This is a genomic window from Lysobacter sp. Soil_N_51, assembly GCF_057655755.1.
Window position 1 is genome coordinate 217,401 of the sequence record NZ_JBDGLR010000007.1, and the last position, 24,890, is coordinate 242,290.

Here is a 24,890-nt window from a genome sequence, read left to right on the forward strand (position 1 = left end):
TACAAGCTTGATCCGGCGGGGTTTTTCGTATTGGTGCAGCTTTCTGACGAGGTTATCGATGGCAGGGACCCGACCGGTTTTCTACGTTTCCGACGGCACCGGCATCACCGCCGAGACGATCGGCCACAGCTTGCTCACCCAGTTCACCGAAACCCGTTTCGTGACCGATCGCATCTCGTTCGTCGACAGCGTCGAGCGGGCGCAGGAGGTCGCGGCCAAGATCCGCGAGGCCGCCGTGTCCTACGGTGTGCGCCCGGTGGTGATCAACTCGTGCATGGACGGCGACGTCGGCGCGGCCCTGGCCGAGAGTGGGGCACTGATGCTGGACGTATTCGCGCCGTTCATCGAGCCGCTGGAGCGCGAATTCCAGGAGTTGCGCCAGCGCCGGATCGGCCAGGCCCACGGCATCGCCGACTTCGACACGTATCACCGCCGTATCAATGCGATGAACTTCGCCCTGACCCACGACGACGGCCAGAGCGTGGACTACAACGAGGCCGACCTGATCCTGGTCGCCGTGTCGCGCGCCGGCAAGACCCCGACCTGCGTCTATCTGGCCCTGCATTACGGGGTGCGCGCGGCCAACTACCCGCTGACCGAGGAAGACCTGGAGCACGACCGCCTGCCGCCGCGGCTGCGCCCGTATCGCAACAAGCTGTTCGGCCTGACCATCGACCCGGTCCGGCTGCAGCAGATCCGCCAGGAACGCCGTCCCAACTCGCGTTATGCCCAGTTCGAGACCTGCAAGCGCGAGGTCGCCGCGGCCGAAATGATGTTCCGCGCCGAACGCATTTCGACCCTGAGCACCACCCACACCTCGATCGAGGAGATCGCCAGCAAGGTGCTGACGACGCTGGGGATTCATCGCGAGATGTTTTGATTTCGGGATTCGGGATTCGGGATTCGGGATTCGGGATTCGGGAGTCGGGAGTCGGGATTCGGGAGTCGGGAGTCGGGAGTCGGGAGTCGGGAGTCGGGAGTCGGGAGTCGGGAGTCGGGAGTCGGGAGTCGGGAGTCGCCGAGGCTTCGGCAACGAAAAAACCCGCTTTTCAGCGGGTTTTTTTCATGTTCGCCGCGCGGGCCGCGTTTGCCACTGTAGGAGCGGCGTAAGCCGCGACCGCGAATCCACGCCCACGACGCAGGCACCGATTCACGCCGGCACGTTCATAAACGGTGGAGATCGCCGCGCGTCATGCTGAATGGCGGCTGGCGCGAGAGCGCTTGAGGCGGCTGCGAAGAACATCGCGAAAGAGCCTATAAATTAGGCCTTTTTCGCGATTTCGTCAATCCTGCCGCGATCCCCCGCAGGCGTGTAGGATCGCCTGCATGACCCATACCGCATCGCGTTTCGCACGTCTGCCCAAGCTCAGCCGTTTCGGCTGGCTGATGGGCTTGTACGCGGAGAATCACGGACGTTTTTCGCGCCTGTTCGCGCCGGCCCAACTTTCGCCCGGCACCTACCTGTCCGACATCGGCGACGGCCTGGACCTGCGCCTGGACGTGATCGAGCAACATCGCTACACCACCGAACTGCGCCTGACCTACGCCGTGCTCGATCCGCTCACCGGCGAGCCCGATCCCTCGGCGTACCTGCGCCTGTACCACGACACCGAGCAGGTCGAAGCCACCCATTGCTATGTCGGCCGCCGCTGGCAGGACGTGATCGGCCTGTACCCGCCGCCGGCCGAAGTGATCGGCCACCGCATGCGCATGAATACTTTTTTAGGAAAGTGGCTCGAGTATCTAGCCGAACGTGGTCATGGCATGGCAACATTGCGCCCGGTCGAACAAGGCCCCTCGCAACCGGACCCGGAAGGGTCGAATCCTTCGGGAAGCGGTGACGGGGGAGCGGGAAAAAATCTAGCGATGAATGCTTGACGACATCGCTGAACGCCCGCTAAGATGTTCGTCTTTCCAGCACGTGGGGCCATAGCTCAGCTGGGAGAGCGCTACAATGGCATTGTAGAGGTCGCCGGTTCGATCCCGGCTGGCTCCACCACTCTTCGGAATTGAAAGGGTTTTCGAAAGAGTTAGCTGCAAGAACAAATCGGTTTTGTCCCCATCGTCTAGAGGCCTAGGACATTACCCTTTCACGGTAGCGACCGGGGTTCGAATCCCCGTGGGGACGCCAAACAGAATCAGGGCTCGGGAAACCGGGCCCTGATTTTTTTGCGTTTTCGATTTATGCGTCGGACTTGCGCGCCTGCAAGCGCGCCGCGCTTTTACGAGACGATTTGCATGCATGTCGTCCGCTGGAGCGCGATGCTTCGCTCATCGCGCGATAGCGATCCGATCCGGTCCATCGGTTGCATCAGTGCAGCTACGACAAGAATCGAATCGATGCGATGCGATGCGTTCGCGACGACGCGCCGTACAGCGCTTGATCCATTTCGCCCGATTAGGCAAACGCGTATTCGCCGCGTCGCTCATCGCGCGATAGCGATCCGATGCAGCGGCGGCATCAGCGCAGTTGCGACAAGAATCGAACCGAACCGATGCGTTCGCAACGGGGCACCGCACAGTGCTTGATCCATTTCGCCCGACTAGGCAAACGCGCGTATTCGCCGCGTGGTCGCCCGCGATCGTTGCGACGCAGCGTGTTCGGATCGAACCCGCTTGTTAGCATCGTTTTCGCTGATACCGCCACCGCACGCGTGCAAGGATCGAGACACGATGAAATCAATAGAATGGATGTGTCGCGCCGCGTGCGTGGTTGTGGCGACGTGGCTAGTTGCAGGCACCGCATACGCCGCCGAGCCCGAGCCGCACAAGCTCTACGAAACCTACACCATCGAATCCAAGATGCTCGGCGAAACCCGCCGGATCAACGTCTATGCGCCGCCGGGCTTCGATGCCAAGGCCAGGCGCAAGTACGCGGTGCTGTACATGCTCGACGGTGGGGTGAAGGAGGATTTCCCGCACCTGAGCAACACGGTCGATCAGGCGATCGATGCCGGACAGATCGAGCCGGTGTTGGTGGTCGGGATCGAGAACACCCGGCGCGGGCGCGACATGACCGGGCCGACCCAGGTCGCCCAGGACCGCAAGATGGTGCCGGAGGCGGGCGGTTCGGCGCGGTTTCGCAGGTTTATCCGCGACGAGCTGATCCCGCAGTTCGAACGCAGGTATCGCGTCAACGGCCGGCGCGCCGTGCTCGCCGAATCGTTGGCGGGGTTGTTCGTGGTCGAGACCTTTCTGCTCGAACCCGATCTGTTCGACACCTACGTGGCGATCAGCCCCAGCCTGTGGTGGAACGATCGCGCGCTGCTGCATACAGCCACGGCGCGGCTGGACGCGATGCCCGGCAAGCGCAAGTCGGCATTGCTGCTGTATTCGGCCAACGAAGACAATATCGCGCCGGAAACCCAACAACTGGCGGATATGTTGAAGGCGCATGCGCCCAAGGGCTTACGCTGGGACTATCGGCCCCGGCCGGATCTGCGTCACGCCACCATCTATCGCAGCGTCGAGGCCGAAGCGGTGCGCTGGGCGCTGCCGCTGCGCAAGTGAGCGGCACGCGCGGCGCCGCGCCGTCGGCGTTGAACAGCGACTGAAACCATCGGTTCGATAAGGCGAGCGCTGGCCGCTCGCCCTGCAGGCGTCGAAGCGCGCGGGCACATGGGCCGGGCGCGCTCGCGCGATTACTCGCCGGACTTCTGCGTCAGCATGCCGTTGTTGACCACGTCGATCACGCTGCTGAAGTTGCCGGTGTACCAGGGCTTGCCCTTGCCTTCGCCGTACAGGTCCATCGTGCCTTGCACCGTGCGGGTGCCGGCCTTGTCGAAGGACTGCTGGAACTTGTCGAGCTGAGCGAGGAATACCTCGGTGGTCAGCGCATCCGGCGGGCCTTTGTCGGCCAGCAGCTCCTGCAATCCGGCGCCGGGCACGGGCACCACGCATTCGTAGCTGACCTCGGCGATGCGCTGGCCTTCGGCCGCGTCGTTGGCGCGTTCGCTGCTAGACAGGCTGCGGCACTTGGCGGAGGCGGTGGCCTGGTTCTGGCGCTTCATCGCCGCGATCAGGCCGGCCTTGGCCTGCTTGGAATCGACCTTGGGCAGCGCCTGCATCAGGCCGGTGGCGATCTCCTCGAGCTGCTTGTCCAGGTTGGCCGGCGCGTCGGTCACCGCCTGCACATCGAGCGCGTCCTCGCCGTTGTAGGCGGGCTTGAGGTATTCGTTGAGGGTCTTGGTGGCGGCGACGTCCTGGTTCAGCGCGACGCGGATGTAGAGCTCGACCACCTGTTCGGGTGTCAACGCGGTCGCGGCGGTCGCGGCGAAGGCCGGCGCGGCGCTCAGGCCGATCGCGGCCGAGCACAGCGCGGCGGCCAGGGCGGTGGGGCGGGTCCAGTGTCGAAGCATGGTGCGTTCCTTGGCAGATAGAGAGTGTGGGGCTCGCAGCGTGACGGGCGGTGGCGGCCGTGATCGCGGTGCCGTCACCTTTGGATGACGGACGAAGGCGACGATTGCCGTACCGAGGCGACGTGCTCGCGGTGGCGTTCGCGCGCGATGGTTCGCAGCGACGCGGGCCTCGCGGGTACTCGCGTCAGCCCGTGCAGCCGAGCCCTCATCGTACAGATTGGCCGATGATCGGGCGATGCGGCGACAGGCGAATTCGCCGGTCGGTGGCCTAGAGCGCGTTCGCAATCCGGGTGGAAACCGCGCCGTAGATAGCGCCCGCGCCGAGCATCGCCGGAATCCGTTCGAGCACGCCGCCCGCGTAGTCGCGCTGAAACGGCAGGTCGCTGCGATGCGCGTAGCCGATGTAGCAATCGCAGCGAGCGTTCGGGCAGGCACGCGCGCGCAAGTGCGCGGCGAAGCTGTCGTCGTAGAGATTGCCCAGCGGCTCGACGACGAAATGGCAGCGGCGCACGTCGCCGTCGCCGTTCACCGAGATCACGCTTTCGCCGGTCAGGCAGGGCGCGCCCAGGCTCGGCGCGGGCTCGAGGTTGTAGCGGAAATGCGGGTCGATCGTCTGCAGCCGTTCGATCTGCGCGGCGTCGTAGTAATCCGCCGGGCGCTCGTCGTAGGCGTTGAGCCACAGCGGCGTGGCGGCGGGCAAGTGCGCGCGCAGGGCTTCGATCTCGTCCAGATGTTCGTGCATCGCGACCATGCCCACGCTGTGACGCACGCCGCGCCGGTCGAGTTCGCGGCAGCGCGCCACGAACGCGTCGCGGCTGACTTGGCTGGGGTGATAGGTGCACCACAGCGCGAGCTTGTCGCGGTCGACCTCGTCGAGCCAGCGCATGCCCACGCACAGATTGGTCTGGATCGCGACCCGGCGCAGATGCGGCAGATGGCTCAGGCGCGCGATCGCATCGCGGTAGTGCCGGCGCACCAGGCCTTCGCCCCAGGGCGTGAACAGAATCGATAGCGGCGTGGTCTGCGCGGCGACCCAATCGACGAAACGCGCCAGGTCGGCCGCATCGCGGCGCAAGGCCGCGCGGCTGTCGTAGGTTTTCGCGAACGGGCAGTAGCCGCAGTCGTAATTGCAACTGCTCAGCCGGCCGCGATAGAGCACGGACAGATGCATGCTCAGCCCAGCCGATAGTCGCGCATGCGTTCGGCGATCGCGTCCGAGGTCAGCCACGGGCCGAGGGTGTCGGCGCGGGCGAGGCCGGCGTCGTTGAGCGCCAGCAGCGCGCCGTCGTCGTCGGCGAGGCCGAGTTCGATCAGGTCGCGCAGCTGCGGCAGGTCGTCGAAGCAGTCGGCGCCGAAACGTTCGCGATAGCCGGCGTGCTCCAGCCCGGGCCGGATCAGCAGCGACTGGATCACGTAGCGGCGGCGTTGCTCGTCGGCGTCGAGTTCGATGCCGTAATCGGCGCAGGCGAACGAGGCTTCGTCGCGGGCGAGGTAGTGATCGAGGATCTCGGCGACGCTGCGCCGGGCCACGCCGTATTCGCTGGAGTAGTGCAAGCGGCCGGTGTAGGAGCGCGCGCCGCAGCCGATGCCGACCATGCCGTCGCTCTGGCAGCAGTACACCGGCGCGGCGAGGTCGGGCGCGTGCGGCGCGCGGAACATGCGCATCGACACCTGGGTGTAGCCGGCCTGCAGCAGGCGATCGCGTCCGGCCTGGTACAGCGCCAGACGTTCGTCGAGCGGTTCGGGTTGCAACACAAAACCCGTCTTCCCACCGTTCTTGGCCTCGATCCGGCCCAGCCCGGTCAGCGGCCGCACGTAGAGCGGATACAGATACAACTCTTCGGGTGTGTGACTGAGCGCGCTGTCGATCGAGGCCAGGAAACTGGCGACGGTCTGCCCGGCGATGCCGTAGATCAGGTCGAGATTGAGCGTCGGGAAACCGGCCTCGCGGATCGCCCCGATCGCGCGTTCGACCACCTCGCGTTGCTGCGGCCGCACCAGTGCGCGCACTTCGGCTTCGCTGAAACTCTGGATGCCCATGCTGACCCGGTCGATGCCGGCTTCGCGGCATACGCGCAGTTTTTCGGCATCGACGGTTTCCGGCGACACCTCGATCCCGGCCGGGGTGGCGCGCAGGTCGATAGTGGCGTGGCGGTCGACCATCGCGAACACTTGGCGCAATTGCTCGGCGTCCAGATAGGTCGGGGTGCCGCCGCCGAGGGCGAAACGCACGAAGCGGTGGTCGCCCAATGCGGCGGCGGTCGCGCGCAGTTGATGTTCCATCTGCTGCAGATAGCGTTCGACCTTGGCCGGGTCGGGCCGCGCCAGCGCGAACAGATTGCAGAAGCCGCAGCGGTAGGAGCAGAACGGCACGTGCAGGTACAGGAACAAGGCATCGCGGCGTTCGCCGGCCCACAGCTGCGACAGCGGCTGCGGCGGTTCGATCGGCCGGTATGCGGTCTTGTGCGGGTAGGAATACGAATACGCTTGATACGGCGGCAGGCGCAGCAGCTCGGCCAGTCGCGGCATCGGATCGCTCGTGTGACTGGCTATGGCGCTCGCGGAGACAGCAGTGTTCATCGGGGCGGCGCTCACGGTGAAATCAGGAAGTGCGCGTAAGGCACGGTCATCACCACATCATGCGCCAGGCGGTGGCCGTGGTAGCCGTCCTCGCCGTAGGCGGTGCCGTGGTCGGAGCAGACGATCGCGAAGGCGCGGCCGCGTTCGCGCAAGGCGGCGAACAGCGGCGCGAGCGCGGTATCGACATAACGCAATGCGGCGCAGTGGCTTTCAAAGCTGTCGTGTTCGGCGCCGGCCAGATAATACCGATTGGGCTGGTGCAGGGCCGAGACGTTGATGAACGTGAAAGTGCGCCGCTCGCACAGTTCGGCGCTGCGCAGTCGTTCGCAGGCGAGTGCGACCTGGCGCTCGGTCGAATCCGCCGCGGTGACGCCGAATTCGGGCTGCCAATGGCTTTCGTCGAACATATCCGGAAACTGAGAGCCCAGCGGGTTGCGTTTGTTGAAGAAGCCGACCCCACCGATGCAGATCGTGTGGTAACCCGCATCGCGCAGGCCCGACACAATGTCGGAGCGATCGCGGAACACATAGGTGCCCGGCGCGGTGGTTTCGCTGCCTTCGAAGTCGAGCGCGAACAGGCGCGGATGCGGCCCCGGGCTTGCCGGCGTGGGCAGGAAACCGGCGAAGAACGCGGCGTGTGCGGCATAGGTGAAGCTGCCCGGCGTATGCCGGCGTTCCCAGCCGGTGGCCGGAAGATAGGCGCTCAGCACCGGCAATTCGCCGCGTTCGAAGCAGCGCTGGGCGGCGTCGAAACGCAAGGTGTCGAGGGTGATCAGCAGCAGGTCGTGATCGCCGACGATGCCGCGCATGTCTGGATGCTCGTGCTCAGACATGGGCGAACTCTCGCGCGGGTTGCGGACTGGGCCGCGTCTGCAGCCGGGCTTGATCCTGGTAAGGCGTGCGGCCCTGCCAGCGCAGGTTCAACAGCAGATCGCCGAAGGCGTTGGCTTCCAGCATCCAACTGCGGCCCTCGCGCACGATCAGGTCGAAGCCGATCATGCGGCTGCGCGCGAATGCCTGCGCGGCGTGTTCGGTCGCGGTTTCCAGGGTCTGCATCGCGTCGTGGTCGAGCCACTGCTCGGGTGCGAAGCGGCGGTTGCCCAGGTGCAGGTTGGTCAACGGGCTGCGGCTGGCGCGTGCGATGCGCTGGCGCGGTTGGCCGTCTAGCGCGATCACGCGCAGGTCGTAATGGCCGCCGGCCCCATCGGGCGCGCGCGGTTTGGCGATCCAGCGTTCGAGGTAGGCACCTTGCGCGGCTACCGCGTCGATCAGTGCGGCGATCAGCCTGCTATCGGTGCAGCGGCGCGGGCGCAGCGAGTTGAACACGCGCAAACGACCGGCCTGCTCGACCGGTTCGGCCGAGCCGTACAGTGCTTCGCGGCCTTGCCGATTGCGCCGGTACGCCAGCACACCCGCGCCCGAGGAACCGTAGCGCGCCTTGATGAAAACCTGGCTGCATCCGTGTTCGCGCAGGCGTTCGCGCAAGTCGTCGTAGCCCTCGATCGCGCCAAGCAGCGGGGGGATCGTGATGGCATGGGCCTGAAAGCGCTGCTGGCAGGCGAGTTTGTCGCTCATGCCGGCAATGTCGTCGGGAGGATTGAGATAGTGCGCATCGGCCGGCAGGCATTCGAGCAGTTCCGAAAAACCGGCGTACCAATAGTGCTGATGGGCCAGCTCACCGTGTTCGAGCGCATGCGGCTTCGCACCGGGTTCGCCGAGCCGCCGCCAGCCGCGCTCGATCAGCGCGGCGTGCAGAGCCGGGGCTTCGCCCGGCGATTCGATCTTGACCAGCGCACGCGACTGGCGCGCGATCGCCTCCAGCGCGCGCGCCGGTTCGTCGAGCAAGGTCGCGTAGTCGACGACCTGCGCGTCGGCCAGGCCGCGCGCGCGCAACGCCTGTTGCAGGCCGTCGATCCGGCGGCTGCCGCGCGGACCGATCAGCAGCCAGGGCGTGGCGGGCATGAACTACTCGGAAACCGCCACGTAACGGTCGCCGTCGTCGCCGTCGGGCTCTTCCGGGTCGTCGAGCACCACCGCGCAGGGCAGGGCCAGCAGTTTCTGCTGCCATTCCGGCGAGATGTAGTGATGGCTCAGGTCGATGCGTTCGATCGTGCCGAGGTTCGGGCTTTCGGCCAGCGCCTGCGCGCCGAGGTCGCCGATGGTGCCGAGCGACAGGTCGAGCGTGCGCAATCCGCCCAGCCACGGCTGTTGCGCCAGCCACACCGCCAGTTCGTCGCTGATTTCGGAGTCGCGCAGGCCCAGGTAACGCAGGCGCTCGGGACCGATCTGCGCGAGCAGGCGCTGGTAAGTCTCCAGGCCGCCGTCGAAACCGTAGTTGTCGCTGCCCAGCCACAGTTCCAGATGATTCAGCGCCGGCAGGGTCGAGGCCGCGATGGCCTCGACGATCGTCTTGGGCAGACCGCCGCATTCGATCGCCAGTTCTTCCAGCGCGTTGTGCTGGAACGCTTGCAGCTCCAAGTCGGTAGAGCCGCGGATGCGCAGCGATTGCAGTTGCGGGAACGCGGCCAGCAGCGGGTTGTACGAGGTCTGGATGATCCAGGAGATCTCGCAGTCCTCGTAGGTCATGTCGCCGATAAACAGCGCCTTGAGCGCGGGCAACTTGTCGCGGTACTCGATCAGCGCGTCGAGATAGCCCTGCGGGCTTTGCTCCTGCGCTTCGCTCCACGCGCCGATGATCAGCGCTTCCAGGGTGGACGGATCGACCTGCGCCAGGAAACTGTCGAGCAAGTCGCGCTGGCTTTCGGCGCTTTCGTAATCCTGGGTGAGGCGATACACCACATCGCCGCCGGCGGGCTTGTCGCCCATGCTGAAGTTGACTACGCGTTTGCCGCGGAAGATCTGCGAGTATTCGCCGATGGTCACGTGGGGCTCCTTGCCTGAACTGCCGAAGAGGGCGCCAGCATAACCAAGGTCGGGTGTCGGGCGTAAGCGCGGGTCGATGTGGTCGCGAGATTTTTCTCAGGCAAGCGGAAAGCGCAAAGTTTTTGTGGGAAGGGCTTGAGCCCCGACGCCGTTCTCTCAGACAGCCGCGGGCTAAGCAGCATCTGATTGAACAGCGTCGGGGCTCAAGCCCCTCCAACAATGACCCCGACGGCTACGCGGCAGCGGGTCAGACCAACCCGGTCGCGTAGAACACGCCGATCACCACGAACACCGCCGCGGTCTTGATCAGGGTGATCGCGAATACGTCCTTGTAGGCCTGGCGATGGCTTAACCCAGTTACCGCCAGCAGGGTGATCACCGCGCCGTTGTGCGGCAGGGTGTCCATGCCGCCGGAGGCCATCGCTGCCACGCGGTGCAGCACCTCCATCGGGATGCCGGCGGCGTTGGCGTTGGCGATGAAGGTGTCGGCCATCGCCGCCAGGGCGATGCTCATGCCGCCGGAGGCCGAGCCGGTGATGCCGGCCAGCGCGGTCACCGTGACCGCTTCGTTGACCAGCGGGTTTGGAATCGCGCCGAGCGCGTTGGCGACCACAAGAAACCCCGGCAGCGCCGCGATCACCGCGCCAAAACCATACTCGCTGGCGGTGTTCATCGCCGCCAGCAGCGCGCCGCCGATCGCCGCCTTGCTGCCTTCGGCGAAGCGGCTCATCACCGGTTTCCAGGCGAACACGATCACCGCGGCGATGCCGATCAGCAAGGCGCCCTCGACCGCCCAGATCGCGGCGATCTTGGACACGTCCTGCACCACCGGCGCGGCGTCGCCGATCACCGCCGGATCGAAGCTGTGCTGTTTGCCGTAGCTTTGCGGCAACCACACGCTGAAGCATTTGTTGGCCACGCCGACCAGCACCAGCGGCAGGATCGCCAGCAACGGATGGGCGAGCTTGCCGCCTTCGAACGGCGCGGGTTCGTTGAGCAGATTCTCGCCGTAGCCTTCGCCGGCCTTGAGCGCCGCGCGCCGCCGCCAGTTCAAGTACGCCAAGCCGAGGATCAGGATGAACACGCCACCGATCACGCCCAGCCACGGCGCGGCCCAGGTGTCGGTGCCGAAGAACGAGGTCGGGATGATGTTCTGGATCTGCGGCGTGCCCGGCAGCGCGTCCATGGTGAAGGTGAACGCGCCCAGGGCGATGGTGCCGGGGATCAGGCGCTTGGGGATGTCGCTCTGACGGAACAGCTCGGCGGCGAACGGGTACACCGCGAACACCACCACGAACAGCGACACCCCGCCGTAGGTCAGCAGCGCGCAGACCGCGACGATCGACAGCATCGCGCGTTCGCGGCCGAGCAGGCGGATGGTCGCGGCCACGATCGACTTGGAGAACCCGGACAGCTCGATCAGCTTGCCGAAGATCGCGCCGAGCAAAAACACCGGGAAATACAGCTTGAGGAAGCCGACCATCTTGTCCATGAACAGGCCGGTGAACATCGGCGCGACCAGGGTCGGGTCGGTCAGCAACACCGCGCCGAGCGCGGCCACCGGGGCGAACAGAATCACGCTGTGGCCGCGGTAAGCGACGTACATCAGGAAGCACAGAGCGGCCAGCACGATCAAAAACGCCATCGATTCGATTCCCCAGCGGACACCGTGGGCTGCGGTGCCCAACGCTGCGCGCAGTGTCGGCATGCGCGGCCGGGCGGGGCATTGTCCGAAGGTACAGCTGCCGGTGGCGGCGGCGGGCTCCTAGGCTTTGCCCGGTAACGGGGGAGCTCGCCTCCACCGACGTCGTTGCAGGACCGGCATGGACGCCGCGCACGGATGCGGGCCGCCGATCGCGTGTCAGGCGCGAAGACCGCGGCTTGTATCGCAAGGCGATGCACGCGACAACGACGGCGGTGGTGGCGATGCAACCGCTCGCGCGCAGGCCTTGGGCCGCGCTTGGCGCCATTTGGGTTAGGGGAGAGGACATACGTGAGTACTTGTAAGGTGAAAGCGCGCAAGCAGATTCAACGCCAGGGCTTGTGCCTGGCGATCGCCGCGGCCTTGCTGGCGCCGGCCGCGTGGGCGCAGGACGCCGCGCCGGAGCCGGCGCAGGCCAAGACCCTCGGCGGGGTCACGGTGACCGCGCGCAAACGCGAGGAAACCCTGCAGGAAGTGCCGGTCGCGATCACCGCGTTCACGGCCGAGTCGCTGGACCGGATGAATATCGAGGACATCAGCGACCTCGACGCGCAGGTGCCCAACCTGACGATCTACGCCGCGCGCGGCTCGAGCAGCACCATCACCGCCTACATCCGCGGCGTCGGCCAGTCCGATCCGCTGTGGGGCGTGGATCCGGGCGTGGGCATCTACATGGACGATGTCTACATCGCCCGTCCGCAGGGCGCGCTGCTCGACGTGTTCGACGTGGAGCGCATCGAAGTGCTGCGCGGCCCGCAGGGCACGCTGTACGGCAAGAACACCATCGGCGGCGCGATCAAGTACATCTCGCGCGGCCTGCCGACCTCGCTCGACGGCTTCGCCTCGGTCACGGTCGGCAACTACGGCCAGCTCGACGTCAAGGCCGCGGTCGCCGGTCCCATCGGCGGCAGCACCCAGGGCGGCGACGCGACCTTGCGCGGCCGCATCTCGGTCGCCAGCCTCAACCGCGACGGTTTCGGCGAGAACGTGGTCACCAAGCAGGAGGTCAGCGACAAGGAAGTGCTGGCATTGCGCGGCAACCTCGGCGCCTACGTCAGCGACGCGCTCGACATTCAATTCGCGTTCGACTGGATGGACGACCAGTCCGGCGTACGCGGCGCCAAGATGCTCGCGCCCAACCGCTTCGCCCCGGGCACCGCGCCGCTGGATTCGCGCTACGACATCCGCAGCGGCATGCCCAACGTCAACGACACCACGATCAAGGGCGCCTCGGCGACGGTCAACTGGCGCGCCAGCGAGGACTGGAGCTTCAAGTACGTGCTGGCCAAGCGCGAGTCCGACACCGAGACCAACATCGACTTCGACACCCTGCAGAACAAGATCGCCGACGTGAAGGCGTTCTACAGCGATCAGCAGGTCAGCCACGAGCTGCAGGCGAACTATGATGGCGGCGGCCGCGCCCGCGGCGTGATGGGCATCTACGCCTTCGATGGCGAAGCGGGCGGCCAGGTGCTCAACAACTTCTTCAACCTCAGCTTCGGCGACACCCAGGGCACGGTCTATACCGAATCCATCGCCGCCTACGCCGACTGGACCTTCGATCTGACCGACACGCTCAAGCTCGACGTCGGCGCGCGTTACACCGACGAGGACAAGCGCGCCAAGGTGCTCAACCGCGGCTATCGCGATGCCAGCTTCACCATTCCCAACGGCGCGGTCGCGGCCAACTTCGACCGCAAGATCAACTTCAAGAACACTTCGCCGAAGATCTCGCTGGATTACCAGATCGCGCCCGACATCCTGCTGTACGGCCTGGCCACGCGCGGCTTCAAGTCCGGCGGTTACAACATCCGTGCCCAGGCCACGGCGGTGCCGCGTTCGGCCGAGCCGTTCGACGACGAGGTCGTCGACAGCTACGAGGTCGGCAGCAAGATGGCGTTCTTCGATCAGCGCCTGTTCCTGAACCTGTCGTACTTCCACAACAAGTACAAGGACATCCAGCTTTCGGTGTTCACCTCCTACGACAGCAACGGCGATGGCACCAACGACGCGTTCTTCGGCGATTTCACCAACGCCGGTTCCGGCACCGTGCAGGGCCTGGAAGTCGAGTACCAGTGGCTGCCGAACGAGAATTGGCTGATCTCGGGCAACTTCGCCTGGCTCGACGCCGAGTACGACGAGTTCCTGTATGCCGGCGTCAATATCGCCAACGAGCAGGAATTCACCAACGCGCCCGAGTTCTCCGGCGCCTTGAACGTGGAGTACCGCACCGAGCTGTCCGACGGCAGCAACCTGTCGGCGCGGGTGGGTTATAGCTACCAGAGCGATGTGGTCGCCACCACCGAGATCGTCCGCACCGGCGCTTTGCCGATCACCCAGGACGGCTACGGGCTGGTCAATGCCGGCGTGACCTGGAAGAGCAAGGGGCCGTGGAGCCTGTCCTTGCAGGGCAGCAATCTGGCCGACAAGGAGTATCGGACCACGGGTTACAGCCTGAATTCGGCGCTGGGCGTTTACACCGGGTTTTATGGGGCGCCGCGGCAGTATTCGTTGTCCGTGAAGTACGACTTCTGATTGGGGGCCGCGGCCGCGCTGTTGCGGTCGTGGGGTAACGACCATTGGGTTGGGCGAACCTCCGCTTGGAAGAGCGGGGGTTTTGCTTTTTTGGCGGTCGTGGTTTGTGGGGCGGCAGGAAAAGCAGAGACAGAAGCAAAAGAAAAAAGCAAAAAGCAAAAAGCAAAAAGCGAATCCCCCCTGGCCCCCCTTTTGCAAAGGGGGGAACCCGGTAGGTGGGCTCGGTCCTGGGGGGAGGTTTTGCCGCAACTGCAATGACGAGAGCAATAACAACGGCAATAGCAGCGGCACCAGCAACAGCACCAGCACCAGCGAGGGCAACAAGGGCAACGGTGAGGTCAGCGGCGAGTGCAAAGGTAAGTGCGACGTCAATAGCAACGGGAACTGCAATACCGACGAAGACTGCAATGCCGAGCACTCTAGTCCAGCCCATGCTTTTCCCCCCTTTGGAAAAGGGGGGCAGGGGGGATTCGCTTTCCGCTCAAGCCACTACGAAACCTCCACCACCCATCAGCACCCAAACCAACCACCGCGCTATCCTCCGCCGATGCGCCCCCGCACCCCGCCATGCTGAGCCTCACCACCGTCGCCCTGGCCAGCCTCGCCTGGCTGGCGCTGATGTTCGGCACGGCGCTGTTCGCCGAACGCCGGCCGGCGGTGCTGGCGCGGCATTGGCGGCATATCTATGCGCTGTCGCTCGCGGTGCATTGCACCTCATGGACCTTCTACGGCACCGTCACCCAGGCCGCGCGCTACGGTTGGCCGCTGCCGCCGACGTTTCTCGGTTCGATCCTGTTCTACGCGCTGGCGCTGAGTTTCATGGTCAAGCTGGTCAAGCTGGCGCGCGAGACCAATGCGACCTCGCTCGCCGACCTGATCGCCACGCGCCTGGGCAAGGACGCGTGGCTGGCGGCGACCGTCACCCTGGTCGCCGCGCTCGGCCTGATTCCCTACATCGCGCTGCAGTTGAAAGCGGTGGCGATGAGCTTCGCGATGCTCACCACCCAGGCCACCGACGGCGTCGCCTCGCCGGCGTGGCGCGACAGCGCGTTGTACGTGGCGCTGGCGATGGCCTTGTTCGCGATGCTGTTCGGCACCCGCCGCGCCAGCGCGGCCGAGCACAATCGTGGCCTGGTGTTAGCGATGGCGTTCGAATCGGTGTTCAAGCTCGCCGCGATGCTCGCGCTCGGCGCCTTCGTCTGGTTCGGTCTCGACGATCTGCCCAAGGCCGCGATCCAGGCCGCGCCGACGCCGCCGGCCGGCGGTTTCGCGCCGCTGGTGCTGCTCGGCGGGCTGGCGATGTTCATCCTGCCGCATCAGTTCCATGTCGCCGTGGTCGAGTGTCGCGACGAGGACGACGTGCGCACCGCGCGCTGGCAGTTCCCGCTGTATCTGCTGTTGATCGCGTTGCCTGTTTTGCCGCTGGCCAAGGTCGGGCAGTCGCTGCTCGGCGCGCAGGTGCCTTCGGATCTGTACGTGCTCGCGTTGCCGCTGTCGCAAGGGCACGAGGGTCTGGCCCTGTTCGCGTTCCTCGGCGGGCTCAGCGCGGCCACCGGCATGGTCGTGGTCAGCACCCTGACCTTGAGCCTGATGATCGGCAACCATTGGTTCGCGCCGAATCTGCTGCGCGGTTCGTGGGCGCGCAACCGCGACCTGCGCGGGCGCGTGCTGGCGCTGCGACGCGGCGGCATCGTCGCGATCATGTTGCTCGCGTGGGGCTATAGCCGCCTGATCGCCGGCAGCGAGGCGCTGGCCGATGTCGGCGCGGTGTCGTTCTCGGCCTTGGCGACCTTGGCGCCGGCGCTGGCGTTCGCGGTGTGGCGGCCGCAGACGCCGCCGCGCGCGGCGATCGTCGGCATCGCCGCGGGTTTCGCCGCCTGGGCCTGGGTGTTGCTGCTGCCGATGCTGTACGAAGCGCGCGGGTTGTCGCCGGCGTGGCTGTTCGAGGGACCGCTGGGGTGGTCGTGGCTCGCGCCGGAAAGTCTGTTCGGCCTGACCGGCTGGAGCCGGCTCGGCCGCGCGGTCGGCGCCAGCCTGTTTCTCGGCGCGCTGGCGACCGTACTCGCGGCGATGTGGCGGCGCGAATTGCCGCGCAGCGCGCGGCGCGGATTGGATGCGCAGACCCTGCGCGACGCCGGCCTGCGCTTTCTGCCGCGCGAACGCGTCGCCCAGTTGCTGCACGACGCGCCGGCCGGGCATCCGGTCGCGGCGGCGATCGAGGCCGAACTCGAACGCGAACTCGCCGCGGTGCTGGGTTCGTCCTCGGCGCGGGTGCTGCTGGACGCGGCGCGGCGCGAGGCCGGTCGCGACCTCGACACGGTCGCGGCGATCGTCGGCGAGGCCTCGGCCGATCTGCGTTTCAACCAGCGCGTGCTGGAAGCGGCGCTGCAGAACATGAGCCAGGGCATCAGCGTGGTCGACGCGCAATTGCGTCTGGTCGCCTGGAATCGGCGTTACGCCGAACTGTTCGGTTATCCGCCCGAATTGTTGCAAGTGGGTCGACCGATCGCCGATCTCGCGCGCTGGGCGATGCAGCGTCTGCCGCCGGTCGACGATCTCGAACGTGCCTTGCAGCGGCGTCTGGCGTTCATGCGCGCCGGCACCCCGCATTTGTCCGAGCGCGTGTTCGCCGACGGCAGCATCATCGAAATCCGCGGCAACCCGATGCCTGGCGGCGGTTTCGTCGCGACCTTCACCGATGTCACCGCGTTCCGCCGCGCCGAAGCCGGCTTGATCCAGGCCAACGAAACCCTGGAACAGCGCGTGGTCGAACGCACCGCCGATCTGCAGGTGGCGACTCGCGAGGCCGAGCGCGCCAACGAGGCCAAGAGCCGCTTTCTCGCCGCGGTCGGCCACGACCTGATGCAGCCGCTGCACGCCGCGCAATTGTTCACCGATGCGCTCGCCCAGCAACTCGATCAACCGACCCAGCGCGAAACCGCGACTCAGATCGCCGGTGCGCTGGAATCCACCGGCGATCTGCTCAACGGCCTGCTGGATATGTCGCGGCTGCAGGCCGGTGGACTGGTACCGCAGCCGCGCGAGTTTCCGTTGGCCGAAGTGCTGGAGCCGCTGGCCTCGGAATTTGGCGCGATCGCCGCCGCGCGCGGCCTGCGCTTTCGCTATGTCGCCTCGCGTGCGTGGACCTGCAGCGACCCGCAACTGCTGCGCCGGGTATTGCAGAACTTCCTCGCCAACGCGGTGCGTTACACCGCCAGCGGCCGGGTGCTGCTGGGCGTGCGCCGGCGCGAGGGAGGTCTGTCGATCGAAGTGCACGACAGCGGCCCGGGCATCGAGCCGGCGATGCAGCGGGTGATGTTCGAAGAATTCCGCCGCGGCGAAAACGCGCCGGGGCAGGGCCTCGGGCTGGGGCTATCGATCGCCGACCGCATCGCGGAGCTACTGCATGCGCCGCTGAGCCTGCACAGCCGTCTCGGCCACGGCACCGCGTTCGCGGTGCGATTGCCGCATACGCCGACGCCGATGCCGATGCATGCGGCCTCGGCTGCGCATGGCGCCGCGCCGGGCGCGCTCGCGTTCGGTCTGCGCGGCATGCGGGTGCTCGCGGTCGACAACGATCCGCAGGCGCTGTCGGCCTTGTCGGACGTGCTGCGGCGTTGGGGCTGCGAGGTGGTCACCGCGGCCGACGGCGAAGGCGCGCGCCGGGCGATGCGCGAATACGCCGCGGGTCTGTGGCTGTTCGATTTCCATCTCGACGACGACGACACCGGGCTGGCCTTGGCGCAGCGTCTGGGCGCGGAATTCGGCGCGCGCCCGACCTTGCTGCTGAGCGCCGACGGCGGCGCCGGCGTGCGCCAGGCGGTGCACGCGGCGGGCTTGTCGCTGTTGACCAAACCGGTCAAGCCGCTGGCGTTGAAATCGGTGCTGGACCGGTTGCTGGCGGCCGGCGCGATGGAGCGCTGACGGCGAGGTTGCCCGCGTTGTCGGCGCGAGCAGTCCGGCCCGCGCCGACGCGTGTCCGGTCCTGCTGGGAACCAGCGTTCATGCACGCGAACCGGTGCCCGGGCGGCATCGCCTGACCGTTCATCGTGTTGTGGAAATCAAGCGATTGGCGTGGTGATTTTTTCGCCAACCCTCTTGCAATGCTTGTGCAGCAACGCATTGCGGGCTCGCATCGGGTTCTGTCCGCAGGTTTGTCCACAGGCTGTGTGGACAACCTCGGCCTGGAAGCCCGTGTCGGGGCACGTCACGGTACTTGACGGATGCCGCGCTCATTGGCAGGCAAGGGCGCCGGCCGCGCTCAGTCCTCGATCCGCCGCGCCGGGTCCGACAGTTCCAGTTCGCGCAGCACCACCCCGGCCTGAGTGCGGTTGCGCACCCCGAGCCGATCGAAGATCGCCGACAGATGCGCCTTGACCGTGCGTTCCTGCACGTCCAGGCGATCGGCGATCTGTTTGTTGAGCAGGCCTTGCGCGACCAGGCTCAGCACCCGGAACTGCTGCGGCGACAGGCTGGCCAGGCGCGAGGCCAGGTCGGCGTCGCCGCGGTCGCTCTGGGTGCGCGCGACCGCCGCGCGCAACGCCGCCGGCAGCCATTGCTCGCAGGCCAGCACCGCGCGGATCGCGTCGCGCAGTTCGTCCAGGCCCGAGCTCTTGGGCAGATAACCGGCCGCGCCGTGATCGAGCGCGCGCCGCACCACCCGCGGATCGTCGTTGGCCGACACCACCGCCACCGCGGTGCCCGGGTACTGGGCGCGGATCGCGGCGAGTCCGGCCAGGCCGTGATTGCCGGGCATGTGCAGATCCAGCAGGACCAGATCGATGCCGGGTTCGGCTTCCAGCGCGGCCAGCGCGTCGTCGAGCGTGCCGGCCTCGCGGATCACGGTGTCGGGAACGGCATCGGCCGCGGCCTGACGCAGCGCGGCGCGGAACAGCGGATGGTCGTCGGCGATCAACAGGGTCGGCATCGCGGCTAGCCTAACAGGCGGCGTCGCGAATCCGCCGACCGTTCGACCTTGCCGTGGGCCGGCGCGCGGGCTGTACCAAAGTACGATGAAGGCGGCAGCGTGGAGTTGCTAGGCTGGGTCGATGAGCGCCTCTATCCTACGTACCGCCGCGGCCAGCGCCGCCCTGATGGTATTGACTTGCGCGATCGCGCCGGTCGAACCGGCGATCGCCGCGGGCAAATCGCGCGCCGCCGCTGCGAAAACCGCCAAGGACACCGCCCCGATGTTCAGCAGTCAACGCCAGACCGAACACCGCGGCGAACACGACGACTTGTTGACCGCCGGCCTCGGCCTCGACGGCCTGCGCGCGATGGTGCCGCCGGCGTTCGCCGATGCGGCGCATCCCACGCCGGCTGAGTTGCGCCGGCGCGCGCTGTGGGCGAACTGGCGCGGCATCGCTGATCTTGCGCCCGGCGGCGGTTACGGTGAGTTGTACGGCAGCACCGCGGCGGTTCCCGGCCGCGAGTACAGCGCGTTCGCGACCGTGGCCGGCGCCACGCAGCCGCATCGCGTGCTGGTGCAGGTGCCGGATGGATTCGATACGAAGAAACGTTGCGTGGTGGTCAGCGCATCGTCGGGATCGCGTGGCATCTACGGTTCGATCGCGGTCGCCGGCGCCTGGGGCCTGCCCAAAGGCTGCGCGGTGGCTTACACCGACAAGGGCGCGGGCACCGATTACTTCGATCTCGACGCCGACCAGGGCGTGCGCGCCGACGGCACGGTCGGGCCGGCCTCGGAAGGCGGGCTCGCGTTCACGCCCAAGGCGAGCCAGCGCGAAGGCGGCGCGGGCATCGCGTTCAAGCATGCGCATTCGCAGGACAACCCCGAGGCCGACTGGGGCCGGCATGTGCGCCAGGCCGCGCAGTTCGCATTGGCCTCGTTGAACAAGGCGTTTCCGGAGCAAGCGCCATTCACCGACGCGAACACTCGGGTCATCGCGGTCGGCATCTCCAACGGCGGCGGCGCGGTGTTGCGCGCGGCCGAATTGAACGACACGCCGTGGCTGGACGCGGTGGTCGCCGGCGAGCCGAACATCTACGTCGCCGGCGCGCGGCCGTTGTACGACTACACCACCGAAGCGGCCTTGCTGATGCCGTGCGCGTTGCTGCACAAACCGCTGGCGGCCGCGCCGGTGTCGCCGATCACCGGCGACAGCGCCGAATCGTTCTGCACCTATGTCGCCGGCCTCGGCCTGCTCGGCGATGCGGCCAAGCAGGCGAGCACCGAAGTCCGCGCGCAAGCCGCCTACGAACGCATGCGCGCCAACGGATGGAGCGACGATGCGCTGCGCGCCGGCGTGCTGTCGGTGAATTTCGACCTGTGGCGCGCGGTCGCGGCGACGTATGCCTCCGCTTACGGTCGTTACGCGCCGGCCGGACAGGCGCGAACCAAAGATCCGGATCAACCGTGGGTGCGGTATGCCTACGCCGCCGCGACCCCGGCCAGCGCCACCGCGCCGGCCGCCGCACGCGCCGCGAGCGAGAGCGAACGCGCGGCGTGGTGGGCCGACGCCAGCGGTATTCCGCCGGGCGCGGGCGTGCAGTTGTTCGGCCCGGCCGGCGGCGAGCGTCTCGCGCCGTTGGCGGCGCTGCGCGAGTTGTGGAGCGGCGAGATCATCGGTGGCGAAGCGGCCTATCCCGAATACGGCGCAGCGCTCAAGCGCGCGCACGAACGCGTGCGCGCCGGCATCGAACAGACCCGCGCCGCCGCGCCGCGCAAGGATCTGCCGATCGTGGTCGTGCACGGGCTCGACGACGGCCTAATCCCGCCGGCGTTCAGCAGCGCGCCGTATGTCGCGATGGCGCGCAAGGCCGGCGCGCAGGTGCGCTATTGGCAGGTTCGCAACGTCCAGCATTTCGACGCCTTCCTCGGCTTGCCGGCGATGGGCGCGCGCTATCTGCCGCTGTTGCCGTACGTGTATGCCGCGCTCGATCGCGTCGATGCGCATCTGGACCAGGGCACGCCGTTGCCCGCGGACGCGGTGGTGGCGAACTCGCCGCGCGCGGGCAAGGCATTGACGGTCGAAAACTTGGCGATGCCCAAGTAATCGGATCGCGTCGGGTTCGCTCGATCGCCGGCTTGATGGTCGCGTTCGAATTCGCGGCGCCGACGATCGGCAACTCCAACGCGCTGAACGTGACGACCGCGCCGACGGCTGGCGCGGCCAAACCCGCATTTCGACGAACGGCCTCTCGATCGACGCCGCCGCGACACGTCGGGCAAATCGCCGAAACCCCGGCGCAGCCTGGATTTGCCCGGCGCGCACCGCCCGAGTGCGACTTCGGCCTCTTGCGGCCTGCACACCGGCTTTGGCAGGCTGGGCGCACATCCTGAACGGCGAACGCGCCGTTCGCCCCGGAGCCGAGCCGCATGCCGCGCCATTTTTCGATGCTTCGCGAATTCCACCTCGCGGATTGGTTCACCCTCGCCAATGCCTTCTGCGGCACCGGCGCGATTTTCGCCGCGATGCGTTTCCTGCAGGAAGGCGGGGTGCGCGATCTGATGATCGGCATGGCGCTGATCCCGCTGGCCTTCATCTTCGATGCGCTCGACGGCCGGGTCGCGCGCTGGCGCAAATCGTCGTCGACCCTGGGACGCGAACTCGATTCGCTGGCCGACGTGATCTCGTTCGGCGTCGCGCCCGCGGCGCTAGCCTATGCCTGCGGCCTGCAGGGCGGCTGGGACTGGGTGATCCTGAGCTACTTCGTCGGTTGCGGTGTCAGCCGTCTGGCGCGTTACAACGTCACCGCCGAGGCGATGTCGGGCGAGGAAGGCAAGGTCAAGTATTTCGAAGGCACGCCGATTCCGACCAGCCTGCTGCTGGTGATCGTGCTCGCGGTCGCGGCCTGGCAGGGCGCGATCGGCGCGGATCTGTGGTTCGGTGGCTACCGGCTCGGCCCGTGGCTGTTCCATCCACTGGTGCTGATGTTCGCGTTGTCGGGGTCGTTGATGATCAGCAAGACGTTGCATATTCCCAAGCCCTGAGCGTCGCTGGGCTTTCGTCGCGTCGTTCGCTTTTGTCGCGACACGATTTCACCGCACCGCTGTGAATGCGACGGATGCATTCCGCCCTTTGCAAAAGGAGGGCTAGGGGGGATTCGCTTTTAGCCCCAAGCAAAGGCAAAAGCTCAAATCCCCCGCGTCTGCTGCGCAGACGCCGCCCCCTTTTCTAAAGTGGGCAAAAGCGGTGCTGCTTGGGTTTGAAGATTCGTCGCATCGCGATGATGCCGCGTCGAATGCGTTCCTGCTTTGCAATTGGCGCCGCGGAATTTGCCTTCGGCCTAAAGCAGAGGTAGGGCCGCCCGCACATCACACATTTTCCGCAAGCCCCACCCGTATTCACCAACCGCCCATGCGCATCCACGCGCGCGGCAACGCGCCATTGCTATGATCGGCGCAAACCACGGAGGCGGTGATGGCGAATTTCGGTTTCGGTTCGAACAATCCCGGCGATTTCTTCGGCGCGGGCGCCGACATGAATCAGCCCGGTTTCGAAAAACTCGCGCGACAGTACTGGGGCGCATGGGGCGAGATGATGCGCGGCGCAGCGCCGCAATCGGCGCAACAGCCGTCGATGCCCGGCTGGAACGAGGCGGTGAGCTGGTGGTCGCAATTGGCCAAGGGCGGGCAGCCGCAGGTCGACGACACCCTGGACCGTTTCAACAGCCAGGCGCGCGGCTGGTTCGGCGAAATCCAGAAACTGGCCTCGCAGTTCGCCGGCAGCGACGCCTCGGCCGGCGATATCGCCGGCGCCTGGAAGCAGGCGCTGGGCGGGCAGGGCGCCAATCCCTTCGCCGATGTGTTGAGCGCGATGCGCGGACCGGGCCAGCAGGATTTCGGCCGCTGGGCCGAGCAGATGGGGCCGTTCCTGGAACGCCTGCAGAGCCAGGGCCAGTCCTTGCTCGGTCTGCCCGCGTTCGGGTTCTCGCGCGAGCACCAGGAACGCGTGCAGCAGTTGTTGCAGGCGCAGACCGATTACCAGAAACAAAGCCAGGCCTATAACGCGCTGATGGCCGAAGCCGGCCAGGATGCGTTCTCACGCTTCGAAGACAAACTGGCCGAACGCAGCGAACCCGGCCGCCAGATCGGCAGCGCGCGCGCCTTGTTCGATCTGTGGATCGACGCGGCCGAAGAAGCCTATGCCGACATCGCGCTGTCGCCGCGGTTCCGCGACGCCTATGCCGCGCTGGTCAATTCGCAGATGCGTCTGCGCGCCGGCGTGCAGAAGGAGATCGAACAGGCCAGCGGCAGCTTCGGCATGCCGACCCGCACCGAGATCGATGCCGCGCATCGCAAGATCGTCCAGCTCGAACGCGAATTGCGCCGCTTGCGCGATGAGGTGCAGCAGTCGCGCGAGCCGGCTCAGACGCAAGCGCCGCGCGAAGCGCGCCCGGTCGCGGCCAAGCCCGCGGCGACACCCGCGGCCAAGCCGGCGGCGAAGAAGGCCGCAGCCAAGACATCGCGGCCGGCTCCGGCCGCGGCCGCCAAGCCGGTGTTGAAGCAACCAAAATCCGCATCCGCCAAGGCGGCGCAGAAAACCGCGATCGCGCGTCCGCAGCCGCCGGCCACGCCGCGCGCCGCGAGCGCGGCGAAGCCGGCCAAGACCGCGCAAACCGCCAAGGCCGCCAAGAAGGGAGCGCGCTGAGATGACCGCACCGATCAATTTCAGCGCCGAATCGCTGGCCCAGGAAGCGATGACCGCGCAGAACAAGCTGCGCGCCGGCCTCGACACCTTGCGCGACGTCGGCGATATCCAGTACGGCGCGACCGAACGCGAGGAGGTGTGGCGCGACGGCAAGGTCGTGCTGTACCGCTTCCGCGGCGACAAGGCGCCGACCGCGAAAGTGCCGCTGCTGATCGCCTACGCGCTGGTCAACCGTCCCTACATGGTCGATCTGCAGGCGGACAAGTCGATCGTGCGCGGCCTGCTCGAGCGCGGCGAGGACGTATACATCCTCGATTGGGGTTATCCGGACCGTTCCGATCGTTATCTGGAACTGGAGGATTACATCCAGCGTTTTCTCGGCGGCGCGGTCGATCACCTGCGCCGCGAATACCGGCTGGATGCGATCAACCTGCTCGGCATCTGCCAGGGCGGCGCGTTCTCGCTGTGCTATTCGGCCTTGAACCCGACCAAGGTGCGCAACCTGATCACCATGGTCACGCCGGTGGATTTCCACACCGGCGACAATATGCTGTCGAACTGGACGCGCGGGCTCGACATCGACCAATTCGTCGACACCCTGGGCAACGTCCCGGCGGATGTCATGAACTGGTGCTACCTGACCTTGAAGCCGTGGCGGCTGTTCGTGCAGAAGTACGTCGGTCTGATCGACATTCTCGACGACAAGCGCGCGCTGGAGGATTTCCTGCGCATGGAGAAGTGGATCTTCGATTCGCCGGACCAGGCGGGCGAGGCGTTCCGCCAGTTCATCAAGCAGTTCTACCAGGGCAACGGTTTCGTCAACGGCGGCATCGATATCGGCGGTCGCGCGGTCGACCTGGGCTATGTCGACATGCCGGTGCTGAACATCTACGCCGAGCAGGACCATCTGGTGCCGCCAGCGGCGTCGAAGGCGCTCGCGGACTTGGTCGGCACCGCCGATTACAGCGAACTGTCGTTCAAGGGCGGCCACATCGGCATCTACGTGTCCGGCCGCGCCCAGCGCGAAGTGCCGAGCGCGATTCACGACTGGCTGGCGCAGCGGTCGCGTTGAGTTCTGCACTCCCTTCTCCCGCTGGCGGCGACCGAAGCAAGTGCAGAGCTGAGAAGGTAGTCCGAAGGACCGGATGAGGGCAGTGCGAAGCGGGAAGTGTTTGATCGGCGATCGCAGTCACCCTGCACCACGGACCCTCACCCCAACCC

17 protein-coding genes and 2 tRNA genes are annotated in these 24,890 nt (G+C 66.8%); 11 read left to right on the top strand and 8 right to left on the bottom strand.

The genetic code is table 11. From position 1 onward, the window contains the following. Positions 1-58 precede the first annotated feature (58 nt). The 5 genes from ppsR to AC3A4T_RS15210 all read left to right on the top strand — a co-directional run bounded on the left by ppsR (position 59) and on the right by AC3A4T_RS15210 (position 3,510). On the top strand, positions 59-880 hold the full coding sequence (gene ppsR / locus AC3A4T_RS15190; RefSeq protein ID WP_036103082.1) for a posphoenolpyruvate synthetase regulatory kinase/phosphorylase PpsR: 822 nt from the start codon (positions 59-61) through the stop codon (positions 878-880). Between the two features lie 446 nt (positions 881-1,326). Next, a complete protein-coding gene (locus tag AC3A4T_RS15195) occupies positions 1,327-1,878 on the top strand; it encodes a DUF1249 domain-containing protein (protein WP_046656460.1) in 552 nt (183 codons plus the stop codon). Between the two features lie 45 nt (positions 1,879-1,923). After that, a tRNA-Ala gene (locus tag AC3A4T_RS15200) sits at positions 1,924-1,999 on the top strand. 56 nt (positions 2,000-2,055) lie between these two features. Next, a tRNA-Glu gene (locus tag AC3A4T_RS15205) sits at positions 2,056-2,131 on the top strand. 542 nt (positions 2,132-2,673) lie between these two features. After that, complete coding sequence (locus AC3A4T_RS15210; RefSeq protein ID WP_487676130.1) at positions 2,674-3,510, top strand: alpha/beta hydrolase; 837 nt, start codon at positions 2,674-2,676, stop codon at positions 3,508-3,510. A gap of 131 nt (positions 3,511-3,641) precedes the next feature. Here AC3A4T_RS15210 and AC3A4T_RS15215 read toward each other — a convergent pair whose 3' ends face one another. The 7 genes from AC3A4T_RS15215 to AC3A4T_RS15245 all read right to left on the bottom strand — a co-directional run bounded on the left by AC3A4T_RS15215 (position 3,642) and on the right by AC3A4T_RS15245 (position 11,466). Beyond that, positions 3,642-4,358 carry a hypothetical protein gene (locus AC3A4T_RS15215; RefSeq protein WP_487676131.1) on the bottom strand — a complete coding sequence of 239 codons (717 nt, stop codon included), beginning with the start codon at positions 4,356-4,358 and terminating at the stop codon, positions 3,642-3,644. 268 nt (positions 4,359-4,626) lie between these two features. Continuing rightward, positions 4,627-5,529, bottom strand: coding sequence for an STM4011 family radical SAM protein (locus AC3A4T_RS15220; protein WP_487676132.1), 903 nt, complete (start codon positions 5,527-5,529; stop codon positions 4,627-4,629). A gap of 2 nt (positions 5,530-5,531) precedes the next feature. Beyond that, positions 5,532-6,887, bottom strand: a complete 1,356-nt coding sequence (locus AC3A4T_RS15225) for an STM4012 family radical SAM protein (protein ID WP_487676133.1) — start codon at positions 6,885-6,887, stop codon at positions 5,532-5,534. Positions 6,888-6,949: 62 nt separating this feature from the next. After that, positions 6,950-7,771 (bottom strand): STM4013/SEN3800 family hydrolase, encoded by an 822-nt coding sequence (locus AC3A4T_RS15230; protein ID WP_487676134.1) that lies wholly within the window; start codon positions 7,769-7,771, stop codon positions 6,950-6,952. Then, the gene (locus AC3A4T_RS15235) at positions 7,764-8,879 is read right to left on the bottom strand and encodes an STM4014 family protein (protein ID WP_487676275.1); all 1,116 of its coding nucleotides are present in this window, start codon (positions 8,877-8,879) and stop codon (positions 7,764-7,766) included. Before AC3A4T_RS15235 ends, AC3A4T_RS15230 begins: the two co-directional genes overlap by 8 nt. A 24-nt stretch (positions 8,880-8,903) precedes the next feature. Continuing rightward, positions 8,904-9,821, bottom strand: a complete 918-nt coding sequence (locus AC3A4T_RS15240) for an STM4015 family protein (protein WP_487676135.1) — start codon at positions 9,819-9,821, stop codon at positions 8,904-8,906. 247 nt (positions 9,822-10,068) lie between these two features. Beyond that, on the bottom strand, positions 10,069-11,466 hold the full coding sequence (locus AC3A4T_RS15245) for a GntP family permease (RefSeq protein WP_487676136.1): 1,398 nt from the start codon (positions 11,464-11,466) through the stop codon (positions 10,069-10,071). 348 nt (positions 11,467-11,814) lie between these two features. On the opposite strand from AC3A4T_RS15245, the gene AC3A4T_RS15250 reads away from it, so the two are divergent. Next, on the top strand, positions 11,815-14,058 hold the full coding sequence (locus tag AC3A4T_RS15250) for a TonB-dependent receptor (RefSeq protein WP_487676137.1): 2,244 nt from the start codon (positions 11,815-11,817) through the stop codon (positions 14,056-14,058). 567 nt (positions 14,059-14,625) lie between these two features. Next, on the top strand, positions 14,626-17,982 hold the full coding sequence (locus AC3A4T_RS15255) for a hybrid sensor histidine kinase/response regulator (RefSeq protein ID WP_487676138.1): 3,357 nt from the start codon (positions 14,626-14,628) through the stop codon (positions 17,980-17,982). A 337-nt stretch (positions 17,983-18,319) separates the two neighbouring features. On the opposite strand, the gene AC3A4T_RS15260 is transcribed toward AC3A4T_RS15255, so the two are convergent. Continuing rightward, positions 18,320-18,985 (bottom strand): response regulator transcription factor, encoded by a 666-nt coding sequence (locus AC3A4T_RS15260; protein WP_056115063.1) that lies wholly within the window; start codon positions 18,983-18,985, stop codon positions 18,320-18,322. A gap of 121 nt (positions 18,986-19,106) precedes the next feature. Here AC3A4T_RS15260 and AC3A4T_RS15265 point away from each other — a divergent pair, with 121 nt between their 5' ends. From AC3A4T_RS15265 to AC3A4T_RS15280, 4 genes are all read left to right on the top strand, one after another. Further along, entirely contained in the window at positions 19,107-21,071 is a 1,965-nt protein-coding gene (locus tag AC3A4T_RS15265; protein ID WP_487676139.1) for a 3-hydroxybutyrate oligomer hydrolase family protein, read from the top strand. Between the two features lie 323 nt (positions 21,072-21,394). Further along, positions 21,395-22,009 carry a CDP-diacylglycerol--serine O-phosphatidyltransferase gene (pssA, locus tag AC3A4T_RS15270; RefSeq protein WP_046656469.1) on the top strand — a complete coding sequence of 205 codons (615 nt, stop codon included), beginning with the start codon at positions 21,395-21,397 and terminating at the stop codon, positions 22,007-22,009. Between the two features lie 430 nt (positions 22,010-22,439). Then, positions 22,440-23,669: a class III poly(R)-hydroxyalkanoic acid synthase subunit PhaE gene (phaE, locus tag AC3A4T_RS15275; RefSeq protein ID WP_487676140.1), complete on the top strand. Its 1,230-nt coding sequence runs from the start codon at positions 22,440-22,442 to the stop codon at positions 23,667-23,669. 1 nt (position 23,670) lies between these two features. Next, positions 23,671-24,741: a class III poly(R)-hydroxyalkanoic acid synthase subunit PhaC gene (locus AC3A4T_RS15280; protein WP_487676141.1), complete on the top strand. Its 1,071-nt coding sequence runs from the start codon at positions 23,671-23,673 to the stop codon at positions 24,739-24,741. Positions 24,742-24,890 lie beyond the last annotated feature (149 nt).

Coding starts and splice junctions, on each gene's coding strand:
- ppsR (WP_036103082.1), top strand. CDS start 59: ATGGCAGGGACCCGACCGGTTTTCTACGTTTCCGACGGCACCGGCATC.
- AC3A4T_RS15195 (WP_046656460.1), top strand. CDS start 1,327: ATGACCCATACCGCATCGCGTTTCGCACGTCTGCCCAAGCTCAGCCGT.
- AC3A4T_RS15210 (WP_487676130.1), top strand. CDS start 2,674: ATGAAATCAATAGAATGGATGTGTCGCGCCGCGTGCGTGGTTGTGGCG.
- AC3A4T_RS15215 (WP_487676131.1), bottom strand. CDS start 4,358: ATGCTTCGACACTGGACCCGCCCCACCGCCCTGGCCGCCGCGCTGTGC.
- AC3A4T_RS15220 (WP_487676132.1), bottom strand. CDS start 5,529: ATGCATCTGTCCGTGCTCTATCGCGGCCGGCTGAGCAGTTGCAATTAC.
- AC3A4T_RS15225 (WP_487676133.1), bottom strand. CDS start 6,887: ATGCCGCGACTGGCCGAGCTGCTGCGCCTGCCGCCGTATCAAGCGTAT.
- AC3A4T_RS15230 (WP_487676134.1), bottom strand. CDS start 7,771: ATGTCTGAGCACGAGCATCCAGACATGCGCGGCATCGTCGGCGATCAC.
- AC3A4T_RS15245 (WP_487676136.1), bottom strand. CDS start 11,466: ATGGCGTTTTTGATCGTGCTGGCCGCTCTGTGCTTCCTGATGTACGTC.
- AC3A4T_RS15255 (WP_487676138.1), top strand. CDS start 14,626: ATGCTGAGCCTCACCACCGTCGCCCTGGCCAGCCTCGCCTGGCTGGCG.
- AC3A4T_RS15260 (WP_056115063.1), bottom strand. CDS start 18,985: ATGCCGACCCTGTTGATCGCCGACGACCATCCGCTGTTCCGCGCCGCG.
- AC3A4T_RS15265 (WP_487676139.1), top strand. CDS start 19,107: ATGAGCGCCTCTATCCTACGTACCGCCGCGGCCAGCGCCGCCCTGATG.
- pssA (WP_046656469.1), top strand. CDS start 21,395: ATGCCGCGCCATTTTTCGATGCTTCGCGAATTCCACCTCGCGGATTGG.
- phaE (WP_487676140.1), top strand. CDS start 22,440: ATGGCGAATTTCGGTTTCGGTTCGAACAATCCCGGCGATTTCTTCGGC.
- AC3A4T_RS15280 (WP_487676141.1), top strand. CDS start 23,671: ATGACCGCACCGATCAATTTCAGCGCCGAATCGCTGGCCCAGGAAGCG.